Consider the following 23,858-nt stretch of genomic DNA (forward strand, 5'->3'; position numbering starts at 1 on the left):
CTTGTCGATCGTGATCTTCTTGGCCTTGCCGAGGTCTTCGATCTTGATGTTCTCGAGCTTGACGCCCAGGTCTTCCGTCAGGGCCTTGCCGCCCGTGAGCACCGCGATGTCCTCGAGCATGGCCTTGCGGCGATCGCCGAAGCCCGGCGCCTTGACGGCGCAGCAGGCGAGCGTCCCGCGGAGCTTGTTGACCACCAGGGTCGCCAAGGCCTCGCCCTCCAGCTCCTCGGCGATGATGAGGAACGGCTTGCCCGCCCGGGCGACCTGCTCGAGCAGCGGCAGCATGTCCTTCATCACGCTGAGCTTCTTCTCGTGGATGAGGACGAGGGCGTCCTCCAGCACCACTTCCATCCGCTCCGCATTCGTCACGAAGTAGGGCGAGAGGTAGCCGCGGTCGAACTGCATCCCCTCGACCACCTCGAGGGTGGTCTCCATCGCCTTGGCTTCTTCGACGGTGATGACGCCGTCCTTGCCGACCTTCTCCATGGCCTCAGCGATCAAGTTGCCGATCGTCTTGTCGTTGTTGGCGGCGATCGTGGCGACCTGGGCGATCTCCTTCTTATCCTTGGTGGCCTTGGACATGTGCTTCAGCTCCTCGACCACCGTGTCGACCGCCTGCTCGATCCCCCGCTTCAGGCCCATCGGGTTCGCGCCCGCCGTCACGTTCTTGATCCCCTCGCGGAAGATCGCCTGGGCGAGCACGGTCGCGGTGGTCGTCCCATCGCCAGCCACGTCCGAGGTCTTGGCGGCGACCTCCTTGATCATCTGGGCCCCCAGATCCTGGTTGGGGTCTTTCAGCGCGATTTCCTTCGCGACGGTCACACCGTCCTTGGTGATGGTGGGGCTCCCGAACTTCTTGTCGATGACGACGTTCCGCCCCTTCGGCCCCAGCGTGGCCTTGACGGCGTGCGACATGATGTTGACCCCGCGCAAGAGCGCGGCGCGAGCTTCCTCGTTGAACAGGATCTGCTTGGGCATGGCTACGTTCCTCCCGAGTGCGCACGAATGGTTTGACAGCGGCCGAGCTTGAGCCGCTCGTTCACGAGCCGAGGATGCCGAGGACGTCCTCCTCCTTCATGATGAGGTATTCCTCGCCGTCCAGCTTGACCTCGCTGCCGGAATACTTGCCGAAGAGGATTCGGTCGCCTGCCTTCACCGCGAGGGGAAGCGTCTTGCCGTCGTCGGTGACCTTGCCGGGGCCCACGGCGATCACCTTGCCCTCCTGCGGCTTCTCCTTGGCGGTGTCGGGAATGATGATCCCGCCCTTGGTCTTTTCTTCTTCCTCGACACGCTTCACGAGGACGCGGTCTCCCAGAGGACGAAACGCCATATCTTTTAGTCTCCGTTCGGAACGGTTGAAATGCTGTGGCGAGAGCGCCGTGGGCCGGCCGTTAGCAGCCGGCGCCCTTGAGTGCTAACGCTGGGCGGGAGGTAGGCTCGAGGGGGCGCGGAGTCAAGCTGAGCTAGGGGAATGGATTCCGATTGGCGCTCGCCGATGTGGCCGGATAGGGTCGTGTCGAGGGAATTTGAACCAGGAGTATTTCCATGCGCCGCGTCATTGCGATCGCCGCCCTATCCGTCATGGCCGCCGCGTCCGCCGCCCAGGCTGAGACCTGGAAGCCCTACGGGACCCCCAACGGCAAGGGCCTGCAATGGGCCATCGACACCGACTACAGCTACCGCGACGTCCAGAGCGGCCGGGTGGTGGTGATGCAGGCGATCAGCAAGCCGGGCGCCGAGCCGCGACTGGGTCCCTCGGGTCCCGGCAAGCCGGACGGCGTCGGTAACGTCGTGGGCCTGGATTGCAAGGGCAAGACCGTGATCATGATCGGCTCCTACGCCCCGACCAAGCCGCTCGAGCTGTCAGCCAACTGGCGCACGGGCAACGCCAATCCGCCCAAGAGCGCCGAGGACCGCGCCCTGCTGGCCGCCGCCTGTGCGGGCGCCGACCAACTGGCGTCGAAATAGGCCGGCCTGCTGACAGATTCCGGTGCGGAGGGCGCTAGGCTTGGCTTCACCGCAACCGTGAGGATTCCATGCTCGACCATATCGGCCTGACCGTCAGCGACTTCGCCAGGGCGCGCGCCTTTTTCGACTCCGCCCTAGAGCCCCTGGGCATCGCCAAGGTCATGGAGGTGCCGCCTGAGCTGGCGGGCGGCGAGAACCACATGGGCTACGGCTCCGAGGGCAAGCCCTATTTCTGGATCGGGACCGGCGGGGCCGCCACGGGCCGGCTGCATGTCGCCTTCGCCACCGGCGAGCGCGCCAAGGTGGACGCCTTCTACGCCGCGGCCATCGCCGCCGGCGGGACCGACAATGGTCCGCCCGGCGTGCGGGCGCACTACCATCCGAACTATTACGGCGCCTTCGTGCTCGATCCCGACGGGCACAACATTGAGGCGGTCTGTCACGCGCCTCAATAAATCTGTCGAAAGCTTAACTGGCGCGGGGGCTGCGGCGTCCCTATCTCGCCGGTCATGATGCTGCTAATGAAATTGACGCTCGCGCTCGCCGTCCTGCTGACGGCGGCCATGGCGATCGTCCTGACCCTACCCGCGCCCCTCTACGCCTGAACCCCGCCGTTCGGGGGCTTCCCGCGGCTTGGGCTATGATCGACCGATACGCAGGCGCGATCGGGGGATTCTCATGCATGGACGGCTGGTGATCGTCACCGGATCGCCGGGGGTGGGCAAGAGCACGCTCGCCCGCCGGCTGGCCATGGACTGGCCCGGCGAGGCGGCGCTGCACATGCATTCCGACGACATATGGGCCTGGTTCGCCAAGGGCCATATCCCGCCTTGGAAGCCGGAGTCCCGCGACCAGAACATGATCGTCATGCGCGCCATGGCCGCCGGCGCCGTGAGCCTGGCGCAGGGCTATCCGGTGTTCCTGGACGGCGTCGTCGGCCCCTGGTTCGTGCCGGTCTTCGCCGACGCCGCGCGCGGCGCGGGCGTGCCCTTCGACTACATGGTCCTGCGCCCCGACCGCGCCACCGCGCTCGCCCGCGGGACCGGCCGCGAAGGCCACCCCATGCGCGACGAGCAGGTCATCGGCGCGATGTGGGACCAGTTCGCCGACCTCGCCGCCTTCGAGCGCCACGTGCTGGACACCACCGGCCTGGACCTCGCGGCCAGCGTGGCGCTGGCGTGCGAGGCGCTCGGTTCGGGGCAGCTGCGTGTGAGCTGAGGGGCGACCGCGCGGCGCGCCCGGTTCCCCTGGATATTTACAGCGAAAAATTAAAACGCTTGTTTGATTTTCGTTCAATATCAGGGCAAAGCTGTTGGCCTATCCTTTCGGGCGCGAGGCGGCTGCCCGACGACCAGGGCGCCGCGACGTGGGGTCCGATCGCAACAACCGCTATGGGAGAGACAAAATGACCATGACCGCGGACCGGGCGGATTCCAGCTTCAAGCTGAACCCGATGGACGAACTCAACGACCTGCGGATGTCGGAAAAGGCGCTGCCGCTGCTCAACAAGGTGAAGGCGTTCATCAAGGACGTCGTCGAGCCGATGAGCGAGGAGTTCCACCGGCTGGGCGAAGGCAACCCGAACATCTGGTCCTATGCGCCCGGCCAGCTGGAAGCGCTGGAAGCGGCCAAGGACAAGGCCAAGGCCGCGGGCCTGTGGAACTTCTTCCTGCCCAACGCCGAGACCGGCGAGGGCCTGTCGAACCTAGACTACGCCTATATCGCCGTGGAGCTGGGCAAGAACCGGCTGGCGTCGGAAACCATGAACTGCGCCGCCCCGGACACCGGCAACATGGAAGTGCTGGAGCGCGTCGGCACCCCGGCCCAGAAGAAGCAGTGGCTGGAGCCCCTGCTGGAAGGCAAGATCCGCTCGGCCTTCGCCATGACCGAGCTGAACTCGGCTTCCTCGGACGCCAAGAACGTCAACACCCGCGCCACCCTGGTGGGCGACGAGTATGTGATCAACGGCGAGAAGCACTACATCTCGGGCGCCGGCGACCCGCGCTGCAAGATCATGATCACCATGGTCCAGACTAGCCCTGACGGCCCGCCCAACCTGCGCCAGTCGCAGATCCTGGTCCCCACCGACGCGCCCGGCGTGAGGATCGTCGGCCCGCAGCACGTGTTCGGCGATCCCGACGCGCCGCACGGCCACATGCACATCATCTTCGACAACGTCCGCGTGCCCGCGTCGAACATGCTGCTGGGCGAGGGCCGCGGCTTCGAGATCAGCCAGTTGCGCCTCGGCCCCGGCCGGATCCACCACTGCATGCGCGCCATCGGTTCGGCCGAAAAGGCGCTCGACCTGATGGTCACCCGCGGCCTGACCCGCGAGGCCTTTGGCAAGCCCCTCGTGCAACTGGGCGGCAATATCGAGATCATCAGCCGCGCGCGCATCGACATCGAGGCCATGCGCCTGATGGTGCTGAAGGCGGCCAAGGCCATGGACGTCCTGGGCAATCAGGAAGCCCGCATCTGGATCCACATGGTCAAGGCCATGGTGCCGGAGAAGGTCTGCCAGATCATCGACCAGGCCATTCAGATGCACGGCGCGCTCGGCGTGTCGCAGCACACCCCGCTGGCCAAGATGTACGCCAACACCCGCACCCTGCGGATCGCCGACGGCCCCGACGAGGTCCACCACATGGTCGTGGGCCGCAACGAGCTGCGCCAGTATCGCGAGATGCCGGTCGACAACTCGATGGCCGCGGTCTTCCGCAGCTAGGCTTCCGGCAGGCGCGCCTGCTCCAATCCTGGTCAGGCCTCCGCGTTGGAACACACGCGGGGGCCTGTTCCGTTCCGGGGGCGTGACGCCGCCACCTCTCCCGGTGTAGCGATCGGTCCATGACCGACCCCGTCCGCATCCGCCGCCTCGCCCCCGCCGAGACCCGCGCCGCGGCGCCCGTGCTGGGAGCCATCCTCAAGGACTGCGTAGAGGGAGGCGCCTCGGTCTCCTTCATGGCCGACATGACACTGGCCGAAGCGGTCGCCTTCTGGGACGGGGTGGCGCTGGCCCAGGCCGTCGACGGCCGCGCGGTGATCATGGCCGAGGACGAGGCCGGCCCGTTCGGCGTCGTCGAAGTGATCCCCGCCGGGGCTCCCAACCAGCCGCACCGCGCTGATGTGGCCAAGATGCTGGTCCATCGCCGAGGCCGCCGCCGCGGCGTCGGAGAGGCGCTGATGCGCGCCGCCGAGCAGGCGGGCCGCGACCTGGGCAAGAGCTTGCTGACCCTCGACACGGTCGAGGGCGAGGCCGCCGAACGCCTCTATACGCGCCTGGGCTGGCGGCGGGTGGGCGTTATACCGGGCTATGCCCTGCTGCCCGACGGGACGCTCTGCGGCACGGTCGTCTTCTACAAGGACATCTAGCCCCGCGCTCGACGGCTCCGCTTGTTCGGGCTAGAAACGGGCCGTGCTCCGAGAGGGGCCGGGTCGGATCGGCGGTGGCGTGATCCCCGGCTCCCGCCGCGACCGGCGGCCCTTGGGCGCATCGCCTTCCTCCGGAAGGTGCGCGGGCGGACCCGCACATTTTCGCGCGCGAAGCGCAGCAGATCCGCGAACGGGGGTGGCCTGTGCCCACCCCACTGGGCGCGGGTCGCAACCCGGAGGACGACCAGTGAACAGTCTCGCGGCCATTTTCATCGTGGTGATGGCGTTTGTCACCGCCACCCTGTCCGGGGTCTTCGGCATGGCCGGGGGCCTCGTCCTGATGGGGGCCCTGGCCGTGGTCCTGCCGGTCTCGGCGGCCTTCGTCACCCATGGGATCCTGCAGCTCTTCGCCAACGGTTGGCGCGCGGTGCTTCACGCCCGGCATGTGCGCTGGGACATCGTCGGCTGGTACGCGGCCGCCTCCCTGCTGGCCGGGCTGCTGGTGGCGCTGATCTCCGTCGTGCCCTCCAAGGGCCTGCTCTACCTGGCGCTTGGCCTGGTGCCGGGCCTGGTCTGGCTGCCGAAGAGCTGGCTGCGGCTGGACGCCGCCAAGCCGGTCCACGCCTTCGCCTCGGGCTTCGTGGTGACCGGCCTTAACCTGCTGGCCGGCGTGGCGGGGCCGCTGCTCGACGTCTTCTTCGTTCGCACGGTGCTGACCCGCCACGCCATCGTCGCCACCAAGGCCGCCACCCAGGTCTTCGCCCACCTGGCCAAGATCGTGGTCTATGGCGCGCCGCTGCTGACCACCCCCAGCCAGGACATGCCGCCGTGGCAACTCTTCGCCGTCGCCATCCCGCTGTCGATGTGCGGCACCTTCCTGGGCGGCAAGATCCTCGACCGGATGACCGATGTGGACTTCAAGTCCTGGACGAAGTGGATCGTGACGGGGGTCGGCGTCGTCTATCTGATCCAGGCCGCTCAACTGTTCATGAGAGGCGCCGGATGAAGATCGAACCGCAGGTCCTGGAGAACCGCTTCGTGCGGCTGGAGCCCATGGCGCAGGTCCACAAGGAAGACCTGCGCGCGGCCTGCGCCGCCGATCCCGCCCTGTTCCACGACCTCTATCCCTATTCAATGCTGGGCGAGGCCTTCGACAAACGCTTCGACGAGCAGATGCCCAAGGACCGCGCGACCGGCGTCTGGATGCACTACGCCGTGGTGGTCGAGGGGCGCTGCGTGGGCATGACCTGCTTCCTCGGCGCGGACGCGGTCAACGCCTCGGTGGAGGTCGGCGGCACCTATTATCACCCCGACTTCCGGGGCGGGGCGACCAATCCGGCGGCCAAGCGGCTGATGATGACCCACGCCTTCGAGGCCGGCGCGCGGCGGGTGGTCTACCGCGTCGACGCCATCAACGCCCGCTCGCGCGCCGCGGTGCTGAAGATGGGCGCGGTGCAGGAGGGGATTCTGCGGCGCGACCGCGCCACCTGGACCGGCCGCATCCGAGACACGGTGGTCTTCTCGATCCTCGACGACGAATGGCCGGGCGTCCGCGATCGCCTGGACGCCCGGCTGGCGGCGTTCGAGGCCTAGCGGTGAGCGACCTCGACGCCTTCATCACCGGGCGTTCCTCCATCTATGAGGGGACCACTCAGTGGGGCGGGGCCGTGCGGCTGGCTGTCAAGGTCTATGCCTGCGACGAGCCGCCCCCCGCCGAGCTGGTCACCTCGGTGCGCGGCGTGGTGTTCAAGGGCGCCAAGGTCATGGTGGTCGATGACGCCATAGAAACCCACATCATGCCAGGTGGCCGCATGGAGCCCGGAGAGACCATCGCTCAGACCCTTCGGCGCGAACTGCTCGAGGAGTGCGGCTGGACCATGCCGGAGCCGCGGCTGTTCGGCATGATCCACTTCCGCCACCTCAGCGCCAGGCCGGACGGCTACCGGTACCCCTATCCCGATTTCCTTCACCTACTGTTCGCCGGCGAAGCGGGCGCCTACCGGCGCGCGTCGCTCAAGCGGGAAGGCGAGATCGAGACCGGCTCGCGCTTGGTTCCGATCTCCCGTGCGCTCGCTACCCTGACGCTTGAACAGCGGACGATCCTGGCCAGGGCGACGGCGGCGCGCGTCTAAGCGCTGGCCGCCGTGCGTTCGGGCGCGGTGGGGAAGAACACCTCGTTCGCGTGCTCGGCCACCTCCTGGGCGGTATAGGGCCGGCCGGGCTGGAAGCCGTCGGTCTGCAGCATCTTGATCTCCCGCACCCCGCGCGAAGAGACGCCCAGCACCTTGCCGCCATGGTCGGCGGCCAGGTCGGAAACCATGTAGAGCACGCCGGGCGCGATGTTCTCCGGCAGGCTCATGGCGTCGGGCTCCTTGCCCTGGCGGCCGGGGAGGTCGGAGGTCATGCGGGTGAAGGCGCCCGGCGCCAGGCCCATGACCCGGATGCCGTACTTGCGCCCCTCGATGGAGAGCACGCGCATGAAGCCGTAGATGCCGGCCTTGGCCGCCCCATAATTGGACTGGCCGAAATTGCCGTAGAGGCCCGAGGTCGAGCTGGTCATGACGATGGCGCCGGGCTTGCCGTTGTCCTTCATCCACTTCCAGACCGGCATGGTGCAGCAGTAGGTGCCCTTCAGGTGGACCTTCACCACCAGGTCCCAGTCCTGTTCAGAGGTGTTGGCGAAGGTCTTGTCGCGCAGGATGCCAGCGTTGCAGACCAAGATGTCGATCTGGCCGAAGTTATCCAGCGCCGTCTTGGCGATGTTCTCGCCGCCTTCCATGGTCGAGACGTCATCGCCGTTGGCCACCGCCTTGCCGCCCGCCGCCACGATATCGTCGACCACCTTCTGGGCCGCCGCGCTCGTGCCCGACCCGGAGCCGTCCCGCGATCCGCCCAGGTCGTTCACGACGACCGAGGCGCCCTCCTTGGCGAACAGCTTGGCGTAGGCCTCGCCCAAACCGCCGCCGGCGCCCGTGACAATCGCCACCTTCCCATCCAACAGACCCATGACGTCGCTCCCGAATGATCTAATTATGGCCCTATCATTGGACCCGGTATGGATGCTGGCAAGCGTCCAGGAACAGCGCCCTGGGGGAAAACGACATGATCCGCGCCATCGTTCTTGCGGCCGGCCTGGCCGGCGCCGCTCACGCCCAGGAGCCGGGTCCGCGCATCGCACCGTCGCTCGCAGCCCACACCGCCGAGTTCGCCCCGCCCAAGACCTACGAACCCGCGCCGGGCGTGTTCTCCGCCGTCGGCTACGGCATCGCCAACTCGATCATGGTGGTGGGCAAGACCGGCGTGGTGATCATCGACACCACCGACAGCCTGGAAGAGGCCAAGAAGGTCTGGGCCGAGTTCGCCCCGCGCGCCGGCGGCAAGCCCGTGGTGGCGATCATCTACACCCACAACCACAACGACCATATCAACGGTGCGGCAGGCTTCCCGCTCGCCAAGGGCGGAAGGGTGATCGCCCACGAGACCCTCCTGCGCGAGGCCGCCAAGTGGAACGGGGTCGCCGCCCCGGCCGTCGCGGCCCGGGCCGCCCGGATGTACGGCGTCTTCCTGCCCAAGGGGACGCCCGACGGCTTCGTCAATGTGGGGATCGGCCCCTACCTCTCGGCCTTCGGCGGCGGCGGAGCGGGCGGATTCATCGCGCCGAACACGGTGTTCAAGGACCGCCTGGAGCTGACACTCGGCGGCGAGCGCTTCGTGCTGGAGCATGCCCCCGGCGAGACCGAGGACCAGATCCTGGTCTGGATGCCGGCGCGCAAGATTCTGTTCCCAGGCGACAACGTCTACAAGGCCTTCCCCAACCTCTATACGATCCGCGGCACCAGCTACCGCGACCCCGTCCAGTGGGCGGCATCCGTCGACCGGATGAGGGCGCTGAAGCCGGACGTCCTGGTCCCCTCGCACACCCGGCCCATCGTCGGCGCGCCCGCGATCATGGGCACGCTGACCAACTATCGTGACGCCATCCGCTTCACCCACGACCAGGCGGTGCGCTGGATGAACGCGGGCCTCAGCCCCGACGAGATCGTCGAGAAGGTGAGGCTGCCGGCCCACCTAGCCGCCGATCCCTACCTCTTCGAGCACTACGGCACGGTGGAGTGGTCGGTGCGCTCGGTGGTCACCGGATACATGGGCTGGTTCGGCGGTGATCCGGCGAGCCTGTCCTTCGACGCACCTGACGTTCGCGCCGCGCAGATCGTCGCCCTGGCCGGCGGTGCGGCGCCCGCGCTGGCCCAGGCCCAGGCCGCCTACGACCAGGGCCGCTGGAAGTGGACCGCCGAACTGACCGGCTATGTCGGCCGCGCCGACCCGGCGCTCAAGCCCCAGGCCGACGCCCTGCAGGCCAGAGCCCTGCGCCAGCTCGGCTATGACAGCGTCTCGCCCAACGGCCGCAACTACTACCTGCAGCGCGCCGCCGAGCTGGAGAAGAAGGCGCCCGGCTGGGCCCAGGTGACCGGCGCGCGCCAGGGCTCCCAGGCCGCGGGCCTGCCCGCCGCCGCCCTCGTCGCCACCTTCCCGGTGCGGCTCAACGCCGAGAAGGCCGCGCAGGTCGAGCGGGCCATGGGGCTGAAGCTGGCGGGCGAGGGCGACTGGACCATCGGCGTGCGGCGCGGGGTGGCGGAGACCTCCTCGGGCGTGGCGGCCGAGGTCCCCCTGGTGGTGGCCGCGGCCAAGGCCGACTGGATCGGCGCGCTTGCCTCGCCGGCGGCCATGCAGGCGGCCCTCGCCTCCGGCAAGGTCAGGATCGAGAAAGGCTCGCCAGGCGACCTCGCCGCCTTCCTCGACCTCTTCCGGGGCTAGCGGACGCGCGTGTAGCGCCAGTCCTCGCCCTCGAGCTTGCCGTCCATGGTCCCCTCGACCCGGGCGCACAGGTCTTCGCCGCACCGGCGGTAGATCACCCGCTGCGGGAAGTCGTGGGCCAAGTTCTCGAACACCGCCTCGCCGGCCGGGCCCGGCTTGAGCACGAAGGGCGTCGGCGGCTGGGTCCCGACACGGGCGGTGAAGGTCGCGCCCCCCGGCTCGGTGGTGATGCTGGTGAACTCCAGGCTGGGGCGCTTGCCGGGCCGGTTGGTCTGGGCCGCCCCGGCCATGGCGCCGCCGATGGGCGCTAGCCAGGTTTCCCGCACGGTCACGCCGCCGGCCTCGTGGGCCCAGGTTCCAGCCATCCAGGCCAGCGCCTGGACGTCGTCCGCCGGCGCGGCCTGGGCGGACCCGGCGGCCAGCAGCAGACCCGCCAAGACGATGTTTCGCATGTGGCTATCCCTTCGCTTTCCCGCGCCGCGCCTGGAAGAACCCCTTCAGCAGGGCCGAGCTTTCTTCCGCCAGTACGCCGCCAACCACCGCCGGCCGCCAGTGGCAGGTCGGCTGGTCGAAGAATTTCGGACCATGGACCACGGCGCCGCCCTTGGCGTCCTCCGCCCCGAACACCAACCGCCCGATCCGGGCGTGGCTGATGGCCCCGGCGCACATGGCGCAGGGCTCCAGCGTCACCACCAGGGTCAGGTCGGTGAGGCGGTAATTGCCCAGCTTTGCGGCCGCCGCGCGCAGGGCGACGATCTCGGCGTGGGCCGTGGGATCGTGCGCGCCGATGGGTCCGTTGGCCCCGATCGAGACCACTTCGCCGGTCGCCGGATCGACGACGACGGCGCCCACGGGCGTTTCGCCACGTGCGGCGGCGTCTTGCGCGGCTTGAAGCGCGATGCGCATGGTGCGTTGATCATGATCCACGACCCCCAAGACAACGATGAGACGGCTCCCGGTCAAGGAGAGCGCGTCGCAAAGGCCCTGGCCCGCGCCGGAGTCGCCTCCCGCCGAGACGTCGAAAAGCTGATCGAGGCCGGCCGCGTCGCCCTCAACGGCGAGGTGCTGACCACGCCGGCGATCAAGGTGGAGCCCGGCGATGTGCTCACCGTCGACGGCAAGGTGGTGAACGAGGCCGAGCCAACGCGCCTGTTCCGCTACCACAAGCCGATCGACCTGCTGACCACCCACAAGGACCCGCAAGGAAGGCCGACCGTGTTCGACCACCTGCCGCCGGGCCTGCCGCGCCTGATCTCCATCGGGCGGCTGGACATCAACTCCGAGGGCCTGCTGCTGCTCACCAATGACGGCGAGCTGGCCCGCGCCCTGGAGAGCCCGGCCAACGGTATCGTCCGCCGCTACCGGGTCCGCGCCCGGGGCCGGATCACCCAGGCCGAGCTCGACAAGCTGGCCGAGGGCGTCACCGTCGAGGGTGTGAAGTACGGCCCGATCGAAGCGAAGATCGACAAGGCCAAGGAAGGCCCCCAGGGCGCCAACATCTGGATCACGGTGACCCTCGCCGAGGGCAAGAACCGCGAGGTCCGCCGGGTGATGCAGTCCATCGGCCTGACGGTCGGACGGCTGATCCGCCTGTCCTATGGCCCGTTCGCCCTTGGGACCCTCGAACTGGGTCAGGTGGAGGAGGTCGGCCCCCGCGTGATCCGCGAGCAGCTCGCCGAGCACATCGCCCCGGCCAACCTGCCCGAAGGCGATCGTCCGCTGTTCGTCGACAAGGCCGGCCGTTCCGGCGGCGGACGCCGCGCCCCGACCGGCGGAACCGGCGGCACCGGCGCGCCCGAGCCCAAGAAGAAGGCGGTCTACAAGTCCGGTTGGGCGACGCCGAAGATCGAAGCCAAGGTCCATGCCGGCCAGCGCAAGCGCGCGCCGCGCCCGGGTGTGGAAGCCTCGCCGACGTCGCCGACGTCGCCCGCCAAGCCCCATGGCGAGGTGCCCCTCGCGCCGCGCGCGCGCTCCTCGCGCCTGGTCGCCGACAAGCCCGGCGGAATCCGCACCTTCAGCCCCGGCGCGCCGCTGGTCGCCTCGGCGCCGGCGCCCCAGCGATCGAGCGGGTCCCGGCCCGCCGGCCGTCCGAAGTCGAAGAGCTCCACCCTGATCGACCGCCGGCCCTATTCGGCTGACGGCCCGCGTCCGGCCCGCGATTTCAAGTCGGGGCCGAAGCGCGAGGGCGCCTCCGCCGACCGGCCGCGCTCCTATGCGTCGGACAAGCCGCGCCCCGCCGGCCCCAAGCGCGAAGGCGGACCGCGCGGTCCCGACCGTCCGCCTCGCGGCGAAGGTCCCAAACGCGCCTACGCCTCCGACGCCCCGCGCCCGCCGCGTTCCGACGCCCCGCGCAGCGACTACAAGCCCGGCCCGAAGCGCGAGGGCGCCCCGTCGTCCGACCGTCCGCGCGCACCGCGATCCGACGGACCGCCGCGCGGTCCTCACCCCGACTACAAGGCCGGGCCGAAACGTGAGGGCGCCCCGTCGTCCGACCGTCCGCGCGCACCGCGATCCGACGGACCGCCGCGCGGCGCTCGCCCCGACTACAAGGCCGGGCCCAAGCGCGAGGACGGCGGCAAGTCGTTCGAGCGCCCGCGCGCGCCCCGGTCCGACGCGCCGCGCCCCGAGAGCAAGAGCTCGCCCTATCGCGGCAAGTCGTTCGACGGCGACCGGCCCCCGCCCAAAGGTCTCGGGCCCAAGGGTCTCGGGCCGAAGGGTCTGGGTCCTAAAGGTCCTGGATCGCCGAGGGCGGACGCGCGGCCCTCAGGCCCTCGCGGGCCGAAGCCGTCTTCAGGATCTCCACGAAGCTCCGGCGCTCGTCCGCCAGGCCCTCGGACAGGGGGCGGTCCAAAGCGGCGCGTGTAAGGCGCTTGGCGTAGGCCAGGCCGTCGGCGCCGCGGGTCTCCAGCTCGGCGGCGATCTCCAGGGCGCGCGCCAGGGGATCGGCGACCGCCTCGTGCACCAGGCCCAGTTCGGCCGCCTTCGCGCCGTTGACCACCTTGCCCAGCAGGATCATCTCCAGCGCCCTGGCCTCGCCGATGACACGGGGCAGGCGCTGGGTGCCGCCCCCGCCCGGGAAGATGCCCGCGCGGGTCTCGGGCAGGCCGATGGCCGCGGCGTCCAGGGCTGCGATCCGCAGGTCGCAGGCCAGGGAAATCTCGAACCCGCCGCCCATGCATAGGCCGTTGATGGCCGCGATCACCGGCTTGGGGGCGCTGGCCAGCAGGTCGACAAAGGCCCCGAAGGCGCCGCCCGCCCGGGGCGGCGGGCCGCCTGACGGCTGCTGAGGCGGCTGGTTGATGGTGTCGCTCAGGCCCGAGAGCTCGCCCACGTCGTAGTGGCGGATGAAGATGCCCGGCAGGCCGCCGGTCAGCACCACCACCCGCACCGCGTCGTCGGCCACGCAGGTTTCGAAGGCCGCCAGGATATCCACCGAGCCCTGGGCGGTCATGGTCCCGAGCGGCGGGTTGGCGTAGGTGATCACGGCCGTTCCGGCCTTGCGTTCCACGCTCACCAGAGCCATCGCATCCTCCCGTCATCGTTATTTTTGCTTGGGCGCGAGCTTGGATCGCGCGGGGCGGCGCCGCAAGGTCGCGGCGAATCGGCAAGGAGCCCCTTTTGCGCATCGTCTCGGGAGAATTTCGCGGCAAGGCCCTGGTCGCCCCGGCGGGCGACGCCACGCGGCCGACCTCCGACCGCGCCCGCCAGGCGGTGTTCAACATCCTGGAGCACGCCGCCTGGTCGCCGGGATTGCGCGACGCCCGGGTCATCGACCTGTTCGCGGGATCAGGCGCCCTGGGTTTCGAGGCCCTGTCGCGGGGCGCCGCCTTCTGCCTGTTCGTGGAGACCGACGAGGCCGCACGCGGCGCCATCCGCGAGAATGTCGACGCGCTCTCCCTGTTCGGCCGAACCCGCGTGCATCGCCGCGACGCCACCGATCTCGGCGTTCGGCCCGGCGGCGACGGCCCGGCCTTCGATCTGGCCTTCCTCGACCCGCCCTACGCCAAGGGCCTGGGGGAGGTCGCACTGGCCAAGCTGGCCGCCGGCGGCTGGTTGGCGCCCAGCGCCCTGATCGTTTTCGAGCGGGGATCGGACGAGGCGGACTTCAGCGTGGACGGCTTCGAGAAGTTGGACGCGCGCGACTACGGCGCTGCGCGCGTCCATTTCCTTAGAGCGGTTTCAGGCGGAGTGGAGGCCGGTCCGCCGCCCGGAAACCGCTCCACTCAAAAGTAGGGCGCGTTCGAACGGAAAACCGGTTCCCACTTTTCCTGAACGCGCCCGCTCACCACAAGCGGCTTGAGGTCCGGTTGTCGAGCTGGCTGCGCAGGTTAGCGAGCCCATCGCGATTGATGCGATAGGGGCTGCCGCCCCGGCTGACGATCAGGCCGTTCTTCCTCAAGGCCTTGAAGGTCCCGAGGTCGCAGTCGGCCAGCGCCCAGCCGTCGCGGGTCTGGCAGTGGGCCGAGATGATCCGGCCGCGCTCGTCGCGTTCCAGCACGATAGTTCCGCCCTGGGCGAGGGCGTGCAGCGTCCGTTGCTGCGCTTTCGATATGTTCACTAGGTTGTCCGAGGTCAGGCGTGAAAACACGCGCCCGCTCCTGGAGAGGGGCGCGGACGGCGGACCTGACAGCCGATTTCAGACGAGGACGCCGGTTCGGCGGTTAGGCCCGGGCCTCGAACGCAATCTCAGACATGAACTCCTCACGGGTCTGGACCTGGAGATCATGGCGAAGCTCCGCCAGATCGTCCAGTCAGAAGCTGGTAGCACTACGGTTACTGGAAATATTCTCGAAACATCTAAGATATCGCAAATCATGACGCTTATGTGACGTTTTCATAACAACATAGATCAGGTATAAAACGCACGAGGCGAAGTAAGATTCACCGATCATTAGTCGAGGTTGTCTACAGCCACGCTTGAACAGCGGAAAGCTCCCCCATGACCGCCACCCTCCTCGACCTGATTCAGCCGATCGCGCCCATCTCTCCACAGACCCAGGGCCAAGACGTCTACGACCGATTCCAGGCCGAACCGGAGACCCTGGCCATCGCCGTGGTCGACGAGGGGGGCCGCCCCGTCGGGTTGGTGGAGCGCAACGCCTTCTTCGTGGCCATGGCCGCCCACTACGGGCGGGCGCTCTACGCCCTGCGCCCGATCTCGCTGCTGATGAACGCCGCGCCCCTGGTCGCCGACGGGGACACCGAGGTCGCCGCGTTCTGCGGCGAGGTGCTGATCGACCGCTCGGACGAGGTGATGAAGGGCTTCATCGTCCTGAACGGCGGGCGCTACGCCGGGGTAGGCTCCACCCTGTCGCTGCTGAAGGCGACCAGCGCCGCCAACCGCGCGCACGCCCAGGAGATGACCCACCTGGCCGAAACCCTCAACCAGGCCAAGCTCGAGGCCCAGACAGCGCTTACCGCCAAGTCGCAGTTCCTGGCGGTGATGAGCCACGAGATCCGCACGCCGCTGAACGGGGTCCTGGCCATCGCCGACATCCTGCAGCGCAAGCTCGCCAATCCCGAGTTGAAGCCCTACGTCGCGACCATCCAGGACTCCGGCCAGACCCTGCTGCGCCTGCTCACCGACGCCCTCGATCTCACCCGCGCCGACGCCGGCCAGCTCGAACTCGCCGAGGACGGCTTCTGCGCGCCGGCCTTGCTGGCCGACCTCGCCGCCCTGTGGACCGCTCGGGCCGAACAGAAGAACCTCAGCCTGACCTTCGCCTATGACGGCGCGCCCGATCAGTGGGCGCTGGGCGACGCGGTGCGGATCAAGCAGGTGTTCAACAACCTGATCGGCAATGCGCTGAAGTTCACCCAGCGCGGTGGGGTCGAGGTGACCCTGAAGGTCCGGCGCGACGACATCCACGTCTATCTGGAGGGACGGGTCCGGGACACCGGCGTGGGCGTGCCCGAGCATCGCCTGGCGAACATCTTCCAGCCCTTCAGCCAGACCGAGGCCGGCGTGCGCGAGGGCGGCGCGGGCCTGGGCCTCTCCATCTGCCGCCAGCTCGTCGAGAGGATGGGCGGCGCCATCGAGGCGCGGTGCAACGCCGGCGGCGGCAGCACCTTCCGGTTCGACTTCCCGCTGTTCGACGTCCCGGCGCCTACGGAGGCGGAGATCGCCGCCGAGCCGGACCTGGGCCAGGGTCCCGGTGGCCTGCACGTGCTGATCGCCGACGACAACGCCACCAACCGGCTGGTGGCCGAGACCCTCTGCGACATGTTCGGCTGCACCACCGAGAGCGTCGAGGACGGCCGGCAGGCGGTCGCCGCGGCCGCCGGCGGCCGCTTCGACCTGATCCTGATGGACATCAAGATGCCCCATCTGGACGGGGTGGCCGCCACGCGGAAGATCCGGGGCATGTCCGGCGCCCTGGCCGACATCCCCATACTGGCGCTCACCGCCAACGCCGATCCCTGGGACGCCGCCAACTATCTCGCCCAGGGGATGGACGGGGTTGTGGAGAAGCCGATCAAGGCCGAGCGGCTGCTCGAGGCCATCAACGCCTTGTTCGGCGCCGAGGTCGGACGCGACGCCGTCGCCGCCTGAGGTTGCGCCCGCCGCTGGTCTGGGCGAGGGTCGTCGCCGACGGCGGGAGGCGCGAATGGCGGGCTATAAGGCTCGGCTGCAACGGGATCTGGACGCGTGGATCGAAGGCGGGCTAGTCCCCGCCGACAATCGCGCGGCGATCCTCGATAGCGTCGCCGACGGGCGGCGGATCGACGCCTCGGTGGCGCTGGGCGTGGTCGGCGCGCTGTTGCTGGGTATCGCCACTATCGCCTTCGTCGCCGCCAACTGGGGCGAGATCCCCCGGCTGGCGCGCTTCGTCCTGATCCTGGCGGTGTTCCTGGGCGTGACCGGCGCGGCGGCCTGGGCCGCGCGGAGCGACGCTCGACCGATCCTGACCAACACCCTGCTGATGGTGGCGGCCCTGGTCTATGCGGCCGCCATCGGCCTGACCGGCCAGATCTTCGACATCGCCGGGGACCCTCAACGGGCCCTGCGCAGCGCGGGGCTCGCCGCCGGACTGCTGGCCGTCGCCGGACGTTCCAGCGGGGCGGCCATCGCGGCCCTGGTGCTGATCGGGATCGGCGAGTTCGCCGGGCGGTTCGACGGCGGAAACACCCGTTGGCTGATCTTCGCCGCCCCCGTTGGGCTGGGCCTGGCCTGGCTGTGGAACAGCAAGCCCCTGGCCCACGTGGCCAGCCTCGCCCTAATCGTCGGCTTGGTGGCCCTGATCTCGCTCTATGAACGGAGCTGGGGCCCGGCGGGCTTCCTGGCCGGGGCCGCCGCGTTGGCGGGTCTCGCGGGCGCGACGCGGCAGCTCTCCGATCGCCGCACGGCGGTGATCTTCATGCTGTGGTTCGTCTGGGGCGCCCTGTTGCTGTTTGCGGTCTCGGGCTTCGACGAGGTGAAGGGCGGCTTGCTGATCGCCCATCGCGCGGCGTGGCTGGTGCTGGCCGGCGGCGCGGTGGCGCTGGGCATGCACGACCGTCAGCCGATGATCACCGCAGCCGGCGTGGTCGCCATGATCGCCGGCGTCTGCGCCATCCTGTTCGACCTGGGTCTGGGCTTGATGACGGCGGCCGGCCTGTTCGGCGCCTGCGCCCTGATCGCGCTGGCGGCCGGCTTCATGATGCGCGGGAGGGCCAAGGCGTGATCAGGTCTCTCCCCCTCCGCATCGCCGCCGCGGGCCTGTTCCTGGTCGCGGTGCTGGTCGTGCTGGTGGTCTCCGAGGACCGCGCGCGGGCGGCCGGCCGCGAGGTCGCCCTGCCGATGGAGGCGTTCGATCCGCGCGAACTGCTGACCGGCCACTATGTGGCTCTGCAACTGACCCAGAGGCTCGATCCCGGCCAGGCCTGCCCCACCCGGACCCAGCCCTTCGGGGAGCGCGGCTGGCTGTCGCTGCGCGCCGCCGACGGTAGGTTCATCGGATCCGGCGCGACCCGCCAGGCCGCGCTCGCCGCCGGCGGCGACCTGGCCGTCCAGGGCGGCGTCTACTGCTCGCGGGTGATGGTCGACAACGTCGAGGCCAACGCCGTCACCCTGGACGTCGGCGTCGACCGCTTCCATGCCGACCAGGAGGAGGCCGAGGCCGTGGAGAAGGTCCTGCGCGTCCGCCGCGGCGGACGCACGGTCCCGGCCTTCGCGGTGATCTCGGTGGGCGAGGACGGCCGCGCCCGCCTCAAGGGCGTCATCCTCGACGGCAAGCGCACCGACCTCACCTGGTGGTGAGATTTAGCGCCGTCCGAACAGCCGCTCGATGTCGGCGAGCTTGAGCTCCACATAGGTGGGGCGGCCGTGGTTGCACTGGCCCGAGTGGGGCGTGGCCTCCATCTGGCGCAGCAGGGCGTTCATCTCCGGCGCCGTCAGCCGGCGGCCGGCCCGGACCGAGCCGTGGCAGGCCATGGTCGAGCAGACCTCCTCCAGGCGTTCCCGTAGGGCGAGCGCCTGGCCGTTCTCGGCCAGGTCGTCGGCGATGTCGCGGATCAGGCCGGCGACATCGGTCTCTCCCAGCAGGGCCGGGGTCTCGCGCACCACCACCGCGCCGTGACCGAAGGCCTCGACCACCAGGCCCAGGGCCTGCAGCTCCTCGGCGCGGGCGGTGACGCGCTCGGCCTCGGCGGGGTCGAGCTCGACCACCTCGGGCAGCAGCAGGACTTGGCGAGCGACCCCGCCGTCGGCCATCTCCACCTTCATCCGCTCATAGACCAGCCGCTCATGCGCCGCGTGCTGGTCGACGATCACCACCCCGTCGCGGGTCTGGGCGACGATATAGGTCTCGTGCACCTGGGCCCGGGCCGCGCCCAAGGGGAAATCGACGGGGTCAAACACCACCGAGGGGGCGGGGGCTTCCTGGAGGCCCGAATAGGGCGGGTTCCAGGTCTCCGGCTCGGCGCGGGCCGAGACCTCGGTGAGGCCGGGGATCGCCTGGGCCGCCTGGATGGCCGAGGTCCAACCGCCCATCTGCCAGGCCGAGAATCCCTGGGCGGAGGGTTGCGGCTGGGGCGACCAGCCGGGGCGGATGTGGCTCAGCGTCTCGCTGGCCACGGTGGTGGAGGCGCGGTGTCCGGCGCCGGCCAGGGCGTGTCGCAGGCCGCCGACGATCAGGCCGCGCACCAGGGACGGATCGCGGAACCGCACCTCGGCCTTGGCGGGATGGACATTGACGTCCACCAGGGTCCCGTCCAGCTCCAGATAGAGCGCCACCAGCGGATGGCGGTCGCGGGCCAGGAAATCGGCATAGGCGCCGCGCAGGGCGCCCTGCAGCAGCCGGTCGCGCACCGGTCGTCCGTTCACGAACAGATACTGGTGGGCGCTGTTGCCGCGGTTGTAGGTGGGCAGGCCCGCGAACCCCGAGAGCCGCACCCCGTCGCGCTCCTGGTCGATGGCGATGGCGTTCTCGGAGAACTCCCGGCCCATGATCGACGACAGGCGGGCCAGGCGTCCGTCGGGTCCCTTGCTCTCGGCGGGCAGGCGCAGCACCCGGCGCCCGTCGATGTCGAGGGCGAAGCTGACCGCCTCGTGGGCCATGGCTTGGCGCTTGATCTCCTCGGCGATGGCCATGGCTTCCGAACGCTCGGACTTCATGAACTTCAGCCGGGCGGGCGTGGCGTAGAACAGGTCGCGCACCTCGACCCGGGCCCCATGCGGGCCGGGGAAGCCGGAGGGGGCCACCGCGCCCATGGCGCCGCCCTCCACCAGGATGGCGTAGGCCTCGGCGCTTCCCTTGGCCCGCGAGGCGATCGACAGCCGCGCCACCGAGCCGATCGACGGCAAGGCCTCGCCCCGGAACCCGAGGGTGGAGATGCGCAGTAGGTCATAGTCGCCGGCCGCGTCGGGGCCGAGCTTGGAGGTGGCGTGGCGCTCCACCGCCAGGGGCAGTTCGTCGGGCGAGAGGCCTGAGCCGTCGTCGGCCACCAGGATGCGGGTCAGGCCGCCGCCGTCGGCCTGGACCTCGACGGAACGGGCGCCGGCGTCGAGCGCGTTCTCCACCAGTTCCTTGACCGCGCTCGCAGGCCGTTCCACCACCTCGCCGGCGGCGATGCGGTTCACGGTTTCGGGCGGGAGGCGGCGGATGGGCATGGTCAAGCTTTGGACACGACCCCAGACTAGATCGCTATGCATTCCATATATGTCGATTCCGGGGGGCCGTCCGGAAGGAGCCACATGAGTTTCGCCAAACTGGCCGCGATCGGCGCCATGAGCCTCCTCCTGGCCATCCCCGCCTCGGCCCAGGTCGCCCCCGCCCCAGACCCCCTCGATCCCGACGCGGTGCTGCTGGAGGAGCTGGTGGTCACCGCCATCGAGCGCGGCCCGGCCTGGTGGCGGGTGTCGGACGCCGACACCACGGTCTATGTGCTGGGCGCCCCCGGCGTCCTGCCCAAGGGCCAGGCCTGGGACCACATCACCCTGGAGCGACGGCTGACCGGAGCCCACACCGTGATCCTGCCCTTCAACAGCATCAGGGTGAGCCTGCTCAGTGTTCCGGGCCTGGCGATCCAGTGGGCGCGGCTGAAGGGCGGCCCGGCGGAAAACCGGATGACCGGCGACATCAGGCGCCGCTTCATCGCCGCCCGCGAGGCAGCCGGCCAGCCGGCCAAGCGCTACAGCTACAAGAACGAGCTGCTGGTGGGGCTGATCCTGGTGGGTGACTACCGAGACAGCGTGAAGCTGACCGCCGCCGACCCCGGCAAGACCGTGGCGCGCATGGCCAAGGCCCGAAAGATCAAGACCGAGAGCCGGACGCTGTCCCTGGGCCCCGTGCTGGGCCAGGCCACACGGATGGGCTCGGCGGTGCAGCGGGCCTGCCTGGAGGACGCCCTGGATGAGATCGAGGCCGGTCCGGCCGGCGCGCGGCGCGCGGGAGCGGCCTGGGCCGAGGGTGACGTCCGCGGGGCCCTGAACCAGGAGCGGGGCTATGAGCGGTGCCTCGCCAGCGTGCCCGGCGCGCTCAACCTCGACGCCCGCTTCAAGGCCGAGCAGACCGCCGCCATCGAGCGCGCCCTGGCCAAGCCCGGCCACGCCGTGGCGGTGGTGCAGCTACGCCCCCTGCTGAGCCAGGGCGGCGTACTGGACCGCCTGCGCGCCAAGGGCTTCACCGTGAAGACGCCGGGCGACGCCTAGACCCTTTCCGGGTCAGATGGAATCATCTGACCGGATGAAAAGGGTCTATCTTCAAAAGTTTAGAGCGTGACGGCCGCCTGAACCGGCATCCACTTCAGGCTGTCACGCTCTAGAGGCCGAGGCGAACCCCGGCGAACAGGGCGTTCAGCTCGCCCTGCGGCGTCTGGCCGGCGGCGAAGCCGATGGTCCCATGGTCGCGCAGCTCCTCGGCGCCCCGGCGCAGGAAGGCCAGCGCCGCCCGCGCGAAGGTCCCGCCCAGGCTGATCCGCTGGACCCCGGCGTCGAGCAAGGCGGTGGCGTCGCTCGGCACGGCGCCCAGGCCCATGACCAGGTTCAGCGGGCCGTCGATCTCGCGCACCAGGGCCGCGACGGTCGCCATGTCGGGCGCCCCGGGGGTGAAGACGCAGTCGGCCCCGGCCTCCAGGAAGCGGTTGGCGCGCCGGACACAGGCCGCCAGGTCGCCGCCGGGGGTCTGGAACACGTCGGTCCGCGCCGTCAGGACGAAGGGGTTGTCCAGGGCGTCGATCGCCTCGCGCGCCGCGGTGATACGCTCGACCGCCCGGGCCTCGTCATAGAGCCCGCCCGACACGGGGTCCGCGTCCTCGATATTGCCGCCCGCCAGGCCGGCCCCGATACCGAGCCTGACGGTTTCGGCGACCCGCTCGGGGGTGTCGCCGTAGCCGGCCTCCAGATCGCCGTTCACCGGCCCCGCCGCGACCTGAGTGATCTGGGCGATACGGTCCAGCATCTCGCTTCGGCTGACCGCCAACCGGTCATCGGACACGCTGTAGTCCGGCTTGCCCAGGGAGAAGGCGACCCCGGCGCTGGTCGTGGCGATGGCCGCGAAGCCCGCCTGCGCCAGGACGATGGCGCTGCCGGCGTCCCAGGCGTTGGGCATGACGAAGCCGCGGGGTGCTGAGTGGAGGGCCCTGAAGGCGGCGGCGGCGTTGCGTTGACGTTCGTCGGTCATGAGGGGCTCCGTTCGCGGGCGACCCTGCCTGTTCGAGGACTATCCGTCGAATGCATACGATAGCTGGTATCCATCAGCTTGGTGCATGGAGGGGCGAATGGACGGGGAAGGCCTGCGGACGTTCCTGGCGGTCCACCGGGCTGGGGGATTCTCCCAGGCCGCGGATAGCCTGCTGCGGTCGCAGCCGGCCATCAGCCGGCGGATCGCCCTGCTGGAGCAGGACCTGGGCGCGCCGCTTTTCGACCGGGTGGCGGGCGGCGCGGTGCTGAGCCAGGCCGGGCGCCTGCTGCTGCCCTTCGCCGAACGCGCCCTGGCCGCCATCGAGGATGCGCGCGGCGCCGTCCGCGCCCTGGCGACCGATGACATCGGGCCTGTGTCGCTGGTGGTGGTGGGGACCCTGGCCGGCGCCGATCTCGCCGCGGCCCTGGCGCGGTTCCGACGCGATCACACCCGCGTCGACCTGACCCTCAGCACCGCGACCAGCGCGGAAGTCAGCGACCTGGTCCGGGGCGGGCAGGCGCATCTGGGCCTGCGCTACCATCACGATCCCTCGCCCGACCTGGACGCGCGGCTGGTGGCCATGGAGCCGCTGGTGGTGGTCTGCGCGCCCGATCACCCGCTGGCGGGACGCGGGGCGGCGAGCCTGGCCGATCTGCGGGCGGAGCGATGGCTGGCCTTCCCGGACTCTGGTGGGCGCAAGGAGATCGCCGCCTCGCATATCTTCGCGATCTTCCTGACGCGGGGCATGGGCGAGATCGCCTGGACGGCCGTCGACAGCCTCACCGCCCAGAAGCGGCTGGCCGGCGCGGGCTTCGGCCTGGCTCTGATGCCGCATGACGCAGTGGGGGAGGATCTGGCCTCGGGCGCGCTCGGCGCCATCGCGGTGGCCGACTTCGACGCGGCCCAGCCCGTGGTGGCCGTCGTGCGGCGCAACGGCTTCCTCAGCCGCGCGGCGGTTACCTTGCTGGCCGACCTATGCCGGACCGGAGCCTAGAGGCCCGGCAGCTTGATGCGGGTCGACTTCTCGCGGGCGATGACTACGGCGCCGCCGCCGGTCAGGGCCTTGACGCGAGCCTCTTCGGCGGCCGCATCGACCGGGGCCGGGACGTTGTCGCCCGCCGCGGCGGTGGTGGCCGGCGTCTCGGGCGCCTTGTCGCTCTTCCAGAACATCACCCGGTCGGCGAAGCTCTTTTCCTTGTGGGCCAGATCGCCGGTCTCATCGTCGACCACGTAGCGGATCAGCGGGTCGGCCTTGTCGGCGCCGGCCTTGGCCACCAGCAGCTTCTCGCCGTCGGAGCGGGCCTGACCTTCGCGGGCGCCCAGCAGGGCGTTGCGCGCGGCGCTTTCGGGCTGCAGCTCCTGCGGACGCGGCTCACCGGGGGCGGGCGGACGCAGGGCGTAGTCGGGCGGCACCACCAGCGGGGCCTTGGAAACCACGCGGAACTCGTCAGGGGTGACCTTGTTCATGCCGAGCGCCGCACGGGTGGAGCCGCAGGCCGAAAGACCCGTCGCCGCCATCAGGGCCGTCGCCACGATCACACGGTTCAAACTCATGAACTTGAAGCTCCGAAGGCCGCCCCGGCCGCAAGGGATGTCTGAATAACG

General features: G+C 70.0%; 25 protein-coding genes and 1 pseudogene. 16 read left to right on the plus strand and 10 right to left on the minus strand.

Features of this window, described 5'->3' with window-relative positions:
• A partial coding sequence (gene groEL / locus Q8Q77_RS13445) for a chaperonin GroEL (protein ID WP_305584116.1) occupies nucleotides 1-978 on the minus strand: 978 nt, incomplete at its 3' end.
• A 61-nt stretch (nucleotides 979-1,039) separates the two neighbouring features.
• Nucleotides 1,040-1,330 (minus strand): co-chaperone GroES, encoded by a 291-nt coding sequence (gene groES / locus Q8Q77_RS13450; RefSeq protein WP_305584117.1) that lies wholly within the window; start codon nucleotides 1,328-1,330, stop codon nucleotides 1,040-1,042.
• Between the two features lie 215 nt (nucleotides 1,331-1,545).
• Here groES and Q8Q77_RS13455 point away from each other — a divergent pair, with 215 nt between their 5' ends.
• The 8 genes from Q8Q77_RS13455 to Q8Q77_RS13490 all read left to right on the plus strand — a co-directional run bounded on the left by Q8Q77_RS13455 (nucleotide 1,546) and on the right by Q8Q77_RS13490 (nucleotide 7,469).
• The gene (locus tag Q8Q77_RS13455) at nucleotides 1,546-1,968 is read left to right on the plus strand and encodes a hypothetical protein (RefSeq protein WP_305584118.1); all 423 of its coding nucleotides are present in this window, start codon (nucleotides 1,546-1,548) and stop codon (nucleotides 1,966-1,968) included.
• A 68-nt stretch (nucleotides 1,969-2,036) separates the two neighbouring features.
• A complete protein-coding gene (locus tag Q8Q77_RS13460; RefSeq protein ID WP_305584119.1) occupies nucleotides 2,037-2,423 on the plus strand; it encodes a VOC family protein in 387 nt (128 codons plus the stop codon).
• Nucleotides 2,424-2,646: 223 nt separating this feature from the next.
• Entirely contained in the window at nucleotides 2,647-3,186 is a 540-nt protein-coding gene (locus tag Q8Q77_RS13465; RefSeq protein WP_305584120.1) for an AAA family ATPase, read from the plus strand.
• A 193-nt stretch (nucleotides 3,187-3,379) separates the two neighbouring features.
• Nucleotides 3,380-4,693, plus strand: a complete 1,314-nt coding sequence (locus Q8Q77_RS13470) for an acyl-CoA dehydrogenase family protein (RefSeq protein ID WP_371130458.1) — start codon at nucleotides 3,380-3,382, stop codon at nucleotides 4,691-4,693.
• Nucleotides 4,694-4,812: 119 nt separating this feature from the next.
• Nucleotides 4,813-5,337, plus strand: coding sequence for a GNAT family N-acetyltransferase (locus Q8Q77_RS13475; RefSeq protein ID WP_305584122.1), 525 nt, complete (start codon nucleotides 4,813-4,815; stop codon nucleotides 5,335-5,337).
• A gap of 247 nt (nucleotides 5,338-5,584) precedes the next feature.
• Entirely contained in the window at nucleotides 5,585-6,343 is a 759-nt protein-coding gene (locus tag Q8Q77_RS13480; RefSeq protein WP_305584123.1) for a sulfite exporter TauE/SafE family protein, read from the plus strand.
• On the plus strand, nucleotides 6,340-6,930 hold the full coding sequence (locus tag Q8Q77_RS13485; RefSeq protein WP_305584124.1) for a GNAT family N-acetyltransferase: 591 nt from the start codon (nucleotides 6,340-6,342) through the stop codon (nucleotides 6,928-6,930). Before Q8Q77_RS13480 ends, Q8Q77_RS13485 begins: the two co-directional genes overlap by 4 nt.
• A 2-nt stretch (nucleotides 6,931-6,932) precedes the next feature.
• The gene (locus tag Q8Q77_RS13490; protein ID WP_305584125.1) at nucleotides 6,933-7,469 is read left to right on the plus strand and encodes an NUDIX hydrolase; all 537 of its coding nucleotides are present in this window, start codon (nucleotides 6,933-6,935) and stop codon (nucleotides 7,467-7,469) included.
• Here the strand turns inward: Q8Q77_RS13490 and Q8Q77_RS13495 are convergent.
• The gene (locus Q8Q77_RS13495; protein ID WP_305584126.1) at nucleotides 7,466-8,323 is read right to left on the minus strand and encodes an SDR family NAD(P)-dependent oxidoreductase; all 858 of its coding nucleotides are present in this window, start codon (nucleotides 8,321-8,323) and stop codon (nucleotides 7,466-7,468) included. The two genes, Q8Q77_RS13490 and Q8Q77_RS13495, sit on opposite strands and share 4 nt — an antisense overlap.
• Nucleotides 8,324-8,439: 116 nt before the next feature.
• On the opposite strand from Q8Q77_RS13495, the gene Q8Q77_RS13500 reads away from it, so the two are divergent.
• Nucleotides 8,440-10,152 carry an alkyl sulfatase dimerization domain-containing protein gene (locus tag Q8Q77_RS13500; RefSeq protein ID WP_305584127.1) on the plus strand — a complete coding sequence of 571 codons (1,713 nt, stop codon included), beginning with the start codon at nucleotides 8,440-8,442 and terminating at the stop codon, nucleotides 10,150-10,152.
• On the opposite strand, the gene Q8Q77_RS13505 is transcribed toward Q8Q77_RS13500, so the two are convergent.
• Both Q8Q77_RS13505 and tadA read right to left on the minus strand, forming a co-directional pair.
• Nucleotides 10,149-10,604, minus strand: coding sequence for a DUF6265 family protein (locus tag Q8Q77_RS13505; RefSeq protein ID WP_305584128.1), 456 nt, complete (start codon nucleotides 10,602-10,604; stop codon nucleotides 10,149-10,151). The two genes, Q8Q77_RS13500 and Q8Q77_RS13505, sit on opposite strands and share 4 nt — an antisense overlap.
• A 4-nt stretch (nucleotides 10,605-10,608) precedes the next feature.
• Complete coding sequence (tadA, locus tag Q8Q77_RS13510; RefSeq protein ID WP_305584129.1) at nucleotides 10,609-11,058, minus strand: tRNA adenosine(34) deaminase TadA; 450 nt, start codon at nucleotides 11,056-11,058, stop codon at nucleotides 10,609-10,611.
• Between the two features lie 12 nt (nucleotides 11,059-11,070).
• Here tadA and Q8Q77_RS13515 point away from each other — a divergent pair.
• Nucleotides 11,071-11,739, plus strand: a pseudogene (locus Q8Q77_RS13515) (pseudouridine synthase); the annotation flags it as partial.
• Between the two features lie 1,138 nt (nucleotides 11,740-12,877).
• On the opposite strand, the gene Q8Q77_RS13520 reads toward Q8Q77_RS13515, so the two are convergent.
• Nucleotides 12,878-13,675 (minus strand): enoyl-CoA hydratase/isomerase family protein, encoded by a 798-nt coding sequence (locus Q8Q77_RS13520; RefSeq protein ID WP_305584130.1) that lies wholly within the window; start codon nucleotides 13,673-13,675, stop codon nucleotides 12,878-12,880.
• 95 nt (nucleotides 13,676-13,770) lie between these two features.
• Here Q8Q77_RS13520 and rsmD point away from each other — a divergent pair, with 95 nt between their 5' ends.
• Complete coding sequence (rsmD, locus tag Q8Q77_RS13525; protein WP_305584131.1) at nucleotides 13,771-14,385, plus strand: 16S rRNA (guanine(966)-N(2))-methyltransferase RsmD; 615 nt, start codon at nucleotides 13,771-13,773, stop codon at nucleotides 14,383-14,385.
• 49 nt (nucleotides 14,386-14,434) lie between these two features.
• Here rsmD and Q8Q77_RS13530 read toward each other — a convergent pair whose 3' ends face one another.
• Nucleotides 14,435-14,710: a YjhX family toxin gene (locus tag Q8Q77_RS13530; RefSeq protein WP_305584132.1), complete on the minus strand. Its 276-nt coding sequence runs from the start codon at nucleotides 14,708-14,710 to the stop codon at nucleotides 14,435-14,437.
• Nucleotides 14,711-15,091: 381 nt separating this feature from the next.
• Here Q8Q77_RS13530 and Q8Q77_RS13535 point away from each other — a divergent pair, with 381 nt between their 5' ends.
• From Q8Q77_RS13535 to Q8Q77_RS13545, 3 genes are read left to right on the plus strand one after another with little or no spacing between them, the layout of a single operon-like run.
• Nucleotides 15,092-16,705, plus strand: coding sequence for an ATP-binding protein (locus tag Q8Q77_RS13535; protein ID WP_305584133.1), 1,614 nt, complete (start codon nucleotides 15,092-15,094; stop codon nucleotides 16,703-16,705).
• A gap of 55 nt (nucleotides 16,706-16,760) precedes the next feature.
• The gene (locus Q8Q77_RS13540) at nucleotides 16,761-17,816 is read left to right on the plus strand and encodes a DUF2157 domain-containing protein (protein WP_305584134.1); all 1,056 of its coding nucleotides are present in this window, start codon (nucleotides 16,761-16,763) and stop codon (nucleotides 17,814-17,816) included.
• A complete protein-coding gene (locus Q8Q77_RS13545) occupies nucleotides 17,813-18,391 on the plus strand; it encodes a GDYXXLXY domain-containing protein (protein ID WP_305584135.1) in 579 nt (192 codons plus the stop codon). Before Q8Q77_RS13540 ends, Q8Q77_RS13545 begins: the two co-directional genes overlap by 4 nt.
• A 3-nt stretch (nucleotides 18,392-18,394) precedes the next feature.
• On the opposite strand, the gene mutL is transcribed toward Q8Q77_RS13545, so the two are convergent.
• Complete coding sequence (mutL, locus tag Q8Q77_RS13550; RefSeq protein WP_305584136.1) at nucleotides 18,395-20,242, minus strand: DNA mismatch repair endonuclease MutL; 1,848 nt, start codon at nucleotides 20,240-20,242, stop codon at nucleotides 18,395-18,397.
• Nucleotides 20,243-20,326: 84 nt separating this feature from the next.
• On the opposite strand from mutL, the gene Q8Q77_RS13555 reads away from it, so the two are divergent.
• Nucleotides 20,327-21,283 carry a TraB/GumN family protein gene (locus tag Q8Q77_RS13555; protein WP_305584137.1) on the plus strand — a complete coding sequence of 319 codons (957 nt, stop codon included), beginning with the start codon at nucleotides 20,327-20,329 and terminating at the stop codon, nucleotides 21,281-21,283.
• A 109-nt stretch (nucleotides 21,284-21,392) separates the two neighbouring features.
• Here the strand turns inward: Q8Q77_RS13555 and Q8Q77_RS13560 are convergent, their stop codons facing one another.
• Entirely contained in the window at nucleotides 21,393-22,253 is an 861-nt protein-coding gene (locus Q8Q77_RS13560; protein WP_305584138.1) for an isocitrate lyase/phosphoenolpyruvate mutase family protein, read from the minus strand.
• 97 nt (nucleotides 22,254-22,350) lie between these two features.
• Between Q8Q77_RS13560 and Q8Q77_RS13565 the strand changes: the two genes are divergently transcribed.
• The gene (locus Q8Q77_RS13565; protein ID WP_305584139.1) at nucleotides 22,351-23,247 is read left to right on the plus strand and encodes a LysR family transcriptional regulator; all 897 of its coding nucleotides are present in this window, start codon (nucleotides 22,351-22,353) and stop codon (nucleotides 23,245-23,247) included.
• Here the strand turns inward: Q8Q77_RS13565 and Q8Q77_RS13570 are convergent.
• The gene (locus tag Q8Q77_RS13570) at nucleotides 23,244-23,807 is read right to left on the minus strand and encodes a DUF3035 domain-containing protein (protein ID WP_305584140.1); all 564 of its coding nucleotides are present in this window, start codon (nucleotides 23,805-23,807) and stop codon (nucleotides 23,244-23,246) included. The genes Q8Q77_RS13565 and Q8Q77_RS13570 overlap by 4 nt on opposite strands.
• Nucleotides 23,808-23,858: the final 51 nt, after the last annotated feature.

Origin of the sequence: Phenylobacterium sp. (assembly GCF_030698145.1) — a bacterium.
In the GTDB taxonomy this organism is placed as follows: domain Bacteria; phylum Pseudomonadota; class Alphaproteobacteria; order Caulobacterales; family Caulobacteraceae; genus Phenylobacterium.

What these genes read in the sequence shown, in the direction of transcription:
- Q8Q77_RS13475 (WP_305584122.1), top strand. Translation starts at nt 4,813, where the DNA reads ATGACCGACCCCGTCCGCATCCGCCGCCTCGCCCCCGCCGAGACCCGC.
- Q8Q77_RS13505 (WP_305584128.1), bottom strand. Translation starts at nt 10,604, where the DNA reads ATGCGAAACATCGTCTTGGCGGGTCTGCTGCTGGCCGCCGGGTCCGCC.
- Q8Q77_RS13555 (WP_305584137.1), top strand. Translation starts at nt 20,327, where the DNA reads ATGAGTTTCGCCAAACTGGCCGCGATCGGCGCCATGAGCCTCCTCCTG.
- mutL (WP_305584136.1), bottom strand. Translation starts at nt 20,242, where the DNA reads ATGCCCATCCGCCGCCTCCCGCCCGAAACCGTGAACCGCATCGCCGCC.
- Q8Q77_RS13460 (WP_305584119.1), top strand. Translation starts at nt 2,037, where the DNA reads ATGCTCGACCATATCGGCCTGACCGTCAGCGACTTCGCCAGGGCGCGC.
- tadA (WP_305584129.1), bottom strand. Translation starts at nt 11,058, where the DNA reads ATGCGCATCGCGCTTCAAGCCGCGCAAGACGCCGCCGCACGTGGCGAA.
- Q8Q77_RS13520 (WP_305584130.1), bottom strand. Translation starts at nt 13,675, where the DNA reads ATGGCTCTGGTGAGCGTGGAACGCAAGGCCGGAACGGCCGTGATCACC.
- groES (WP_305584117.1), bottom strand. Translation starts at nt 1,330, where the DNA reads ATGGCGTTTCGTCCTCTGGGAGACCGCGTCCTCGTGAAGCGTGTCGAG.
- Q8Q77_RS13535 (WP_305584133.1), top strand. Translation starts at nt 15,092, where the DNA reads ATGACCGCCACCCTCCTCGACCTGATTCAGCCGATCGCGCCCATCTCT.
- Q8Q77_RS13540 (WP_305584134.1), top strand. Translation starts at nt 16,761, where the DNA reads ATGGCGGGCTATAAGGCTCGGCTGCAACGGGATCTGGACGCGTGGATC.
- Q8Q77_RS13565 (WP_305584139.1), top strand. Translation starts at nt 22,351, where the DNA reads ATGGACGGGGAAGGCCTGCGGACGTTCCTGGCGGTCCACCGGGCTGGG.
- Q8Q77_RS13455 (WP_305584118.1), top strand. Translation starts at nt 1,546, where the DNA reads ATGCGCCGCGTCATTGCGATCGCCGCCCTATCCGTCATGGCCGCCGCG.
- Q8Q77_RS13485 (WP_305584124.1), top strand. Translation starts at nt 6,340, where the DNA reads ATGAAGATCGAACCGCAGGTCCTGGAGAACCGCTTCGTGCGGCTGGAG.
- Q8Q77_RS13465 (WP_305584120.1), top strand. Translation starts at nt 2,647, where the DNA reads ATGCATGGACGGCTGGTGATCGTCACCGGATCGCCGGGGGTGGGCAAG.
- Q8Q77_RS13570 (WP_305584140.1), bottom strand. Translation starts at nt 23,807, where the DNA reads ATGAGTTTGAACCGTGTGATCGTGGCGACGGCCCTGATGGCGGCGACG.
- Q8Q77_RS13560 (WP_305584138.1), bottom strand. Translation starts at nt 22,253, where the DNA reads ATGACCGACGAACGTCAACGCAACGCCGCCGCCGCCTTCAGGGCCCTC.
- Q8Q77_RS13500 (WP_305584127.1), top strand. Translation starts at nt 8,440, where the DNA reads ATGATCCGCGCCATCGTTCTTGCGGCCGGCCTGGCCGGCGCCGCTCAC.
- Q8Q77_RS13470 (WP_371130458.1), top strand. Translation starts at nt 3,380, where the DNA reads ATGACCGCGGACCGGGCGGATTCCAGCTTCAAGCTGAACCCGATGGAC.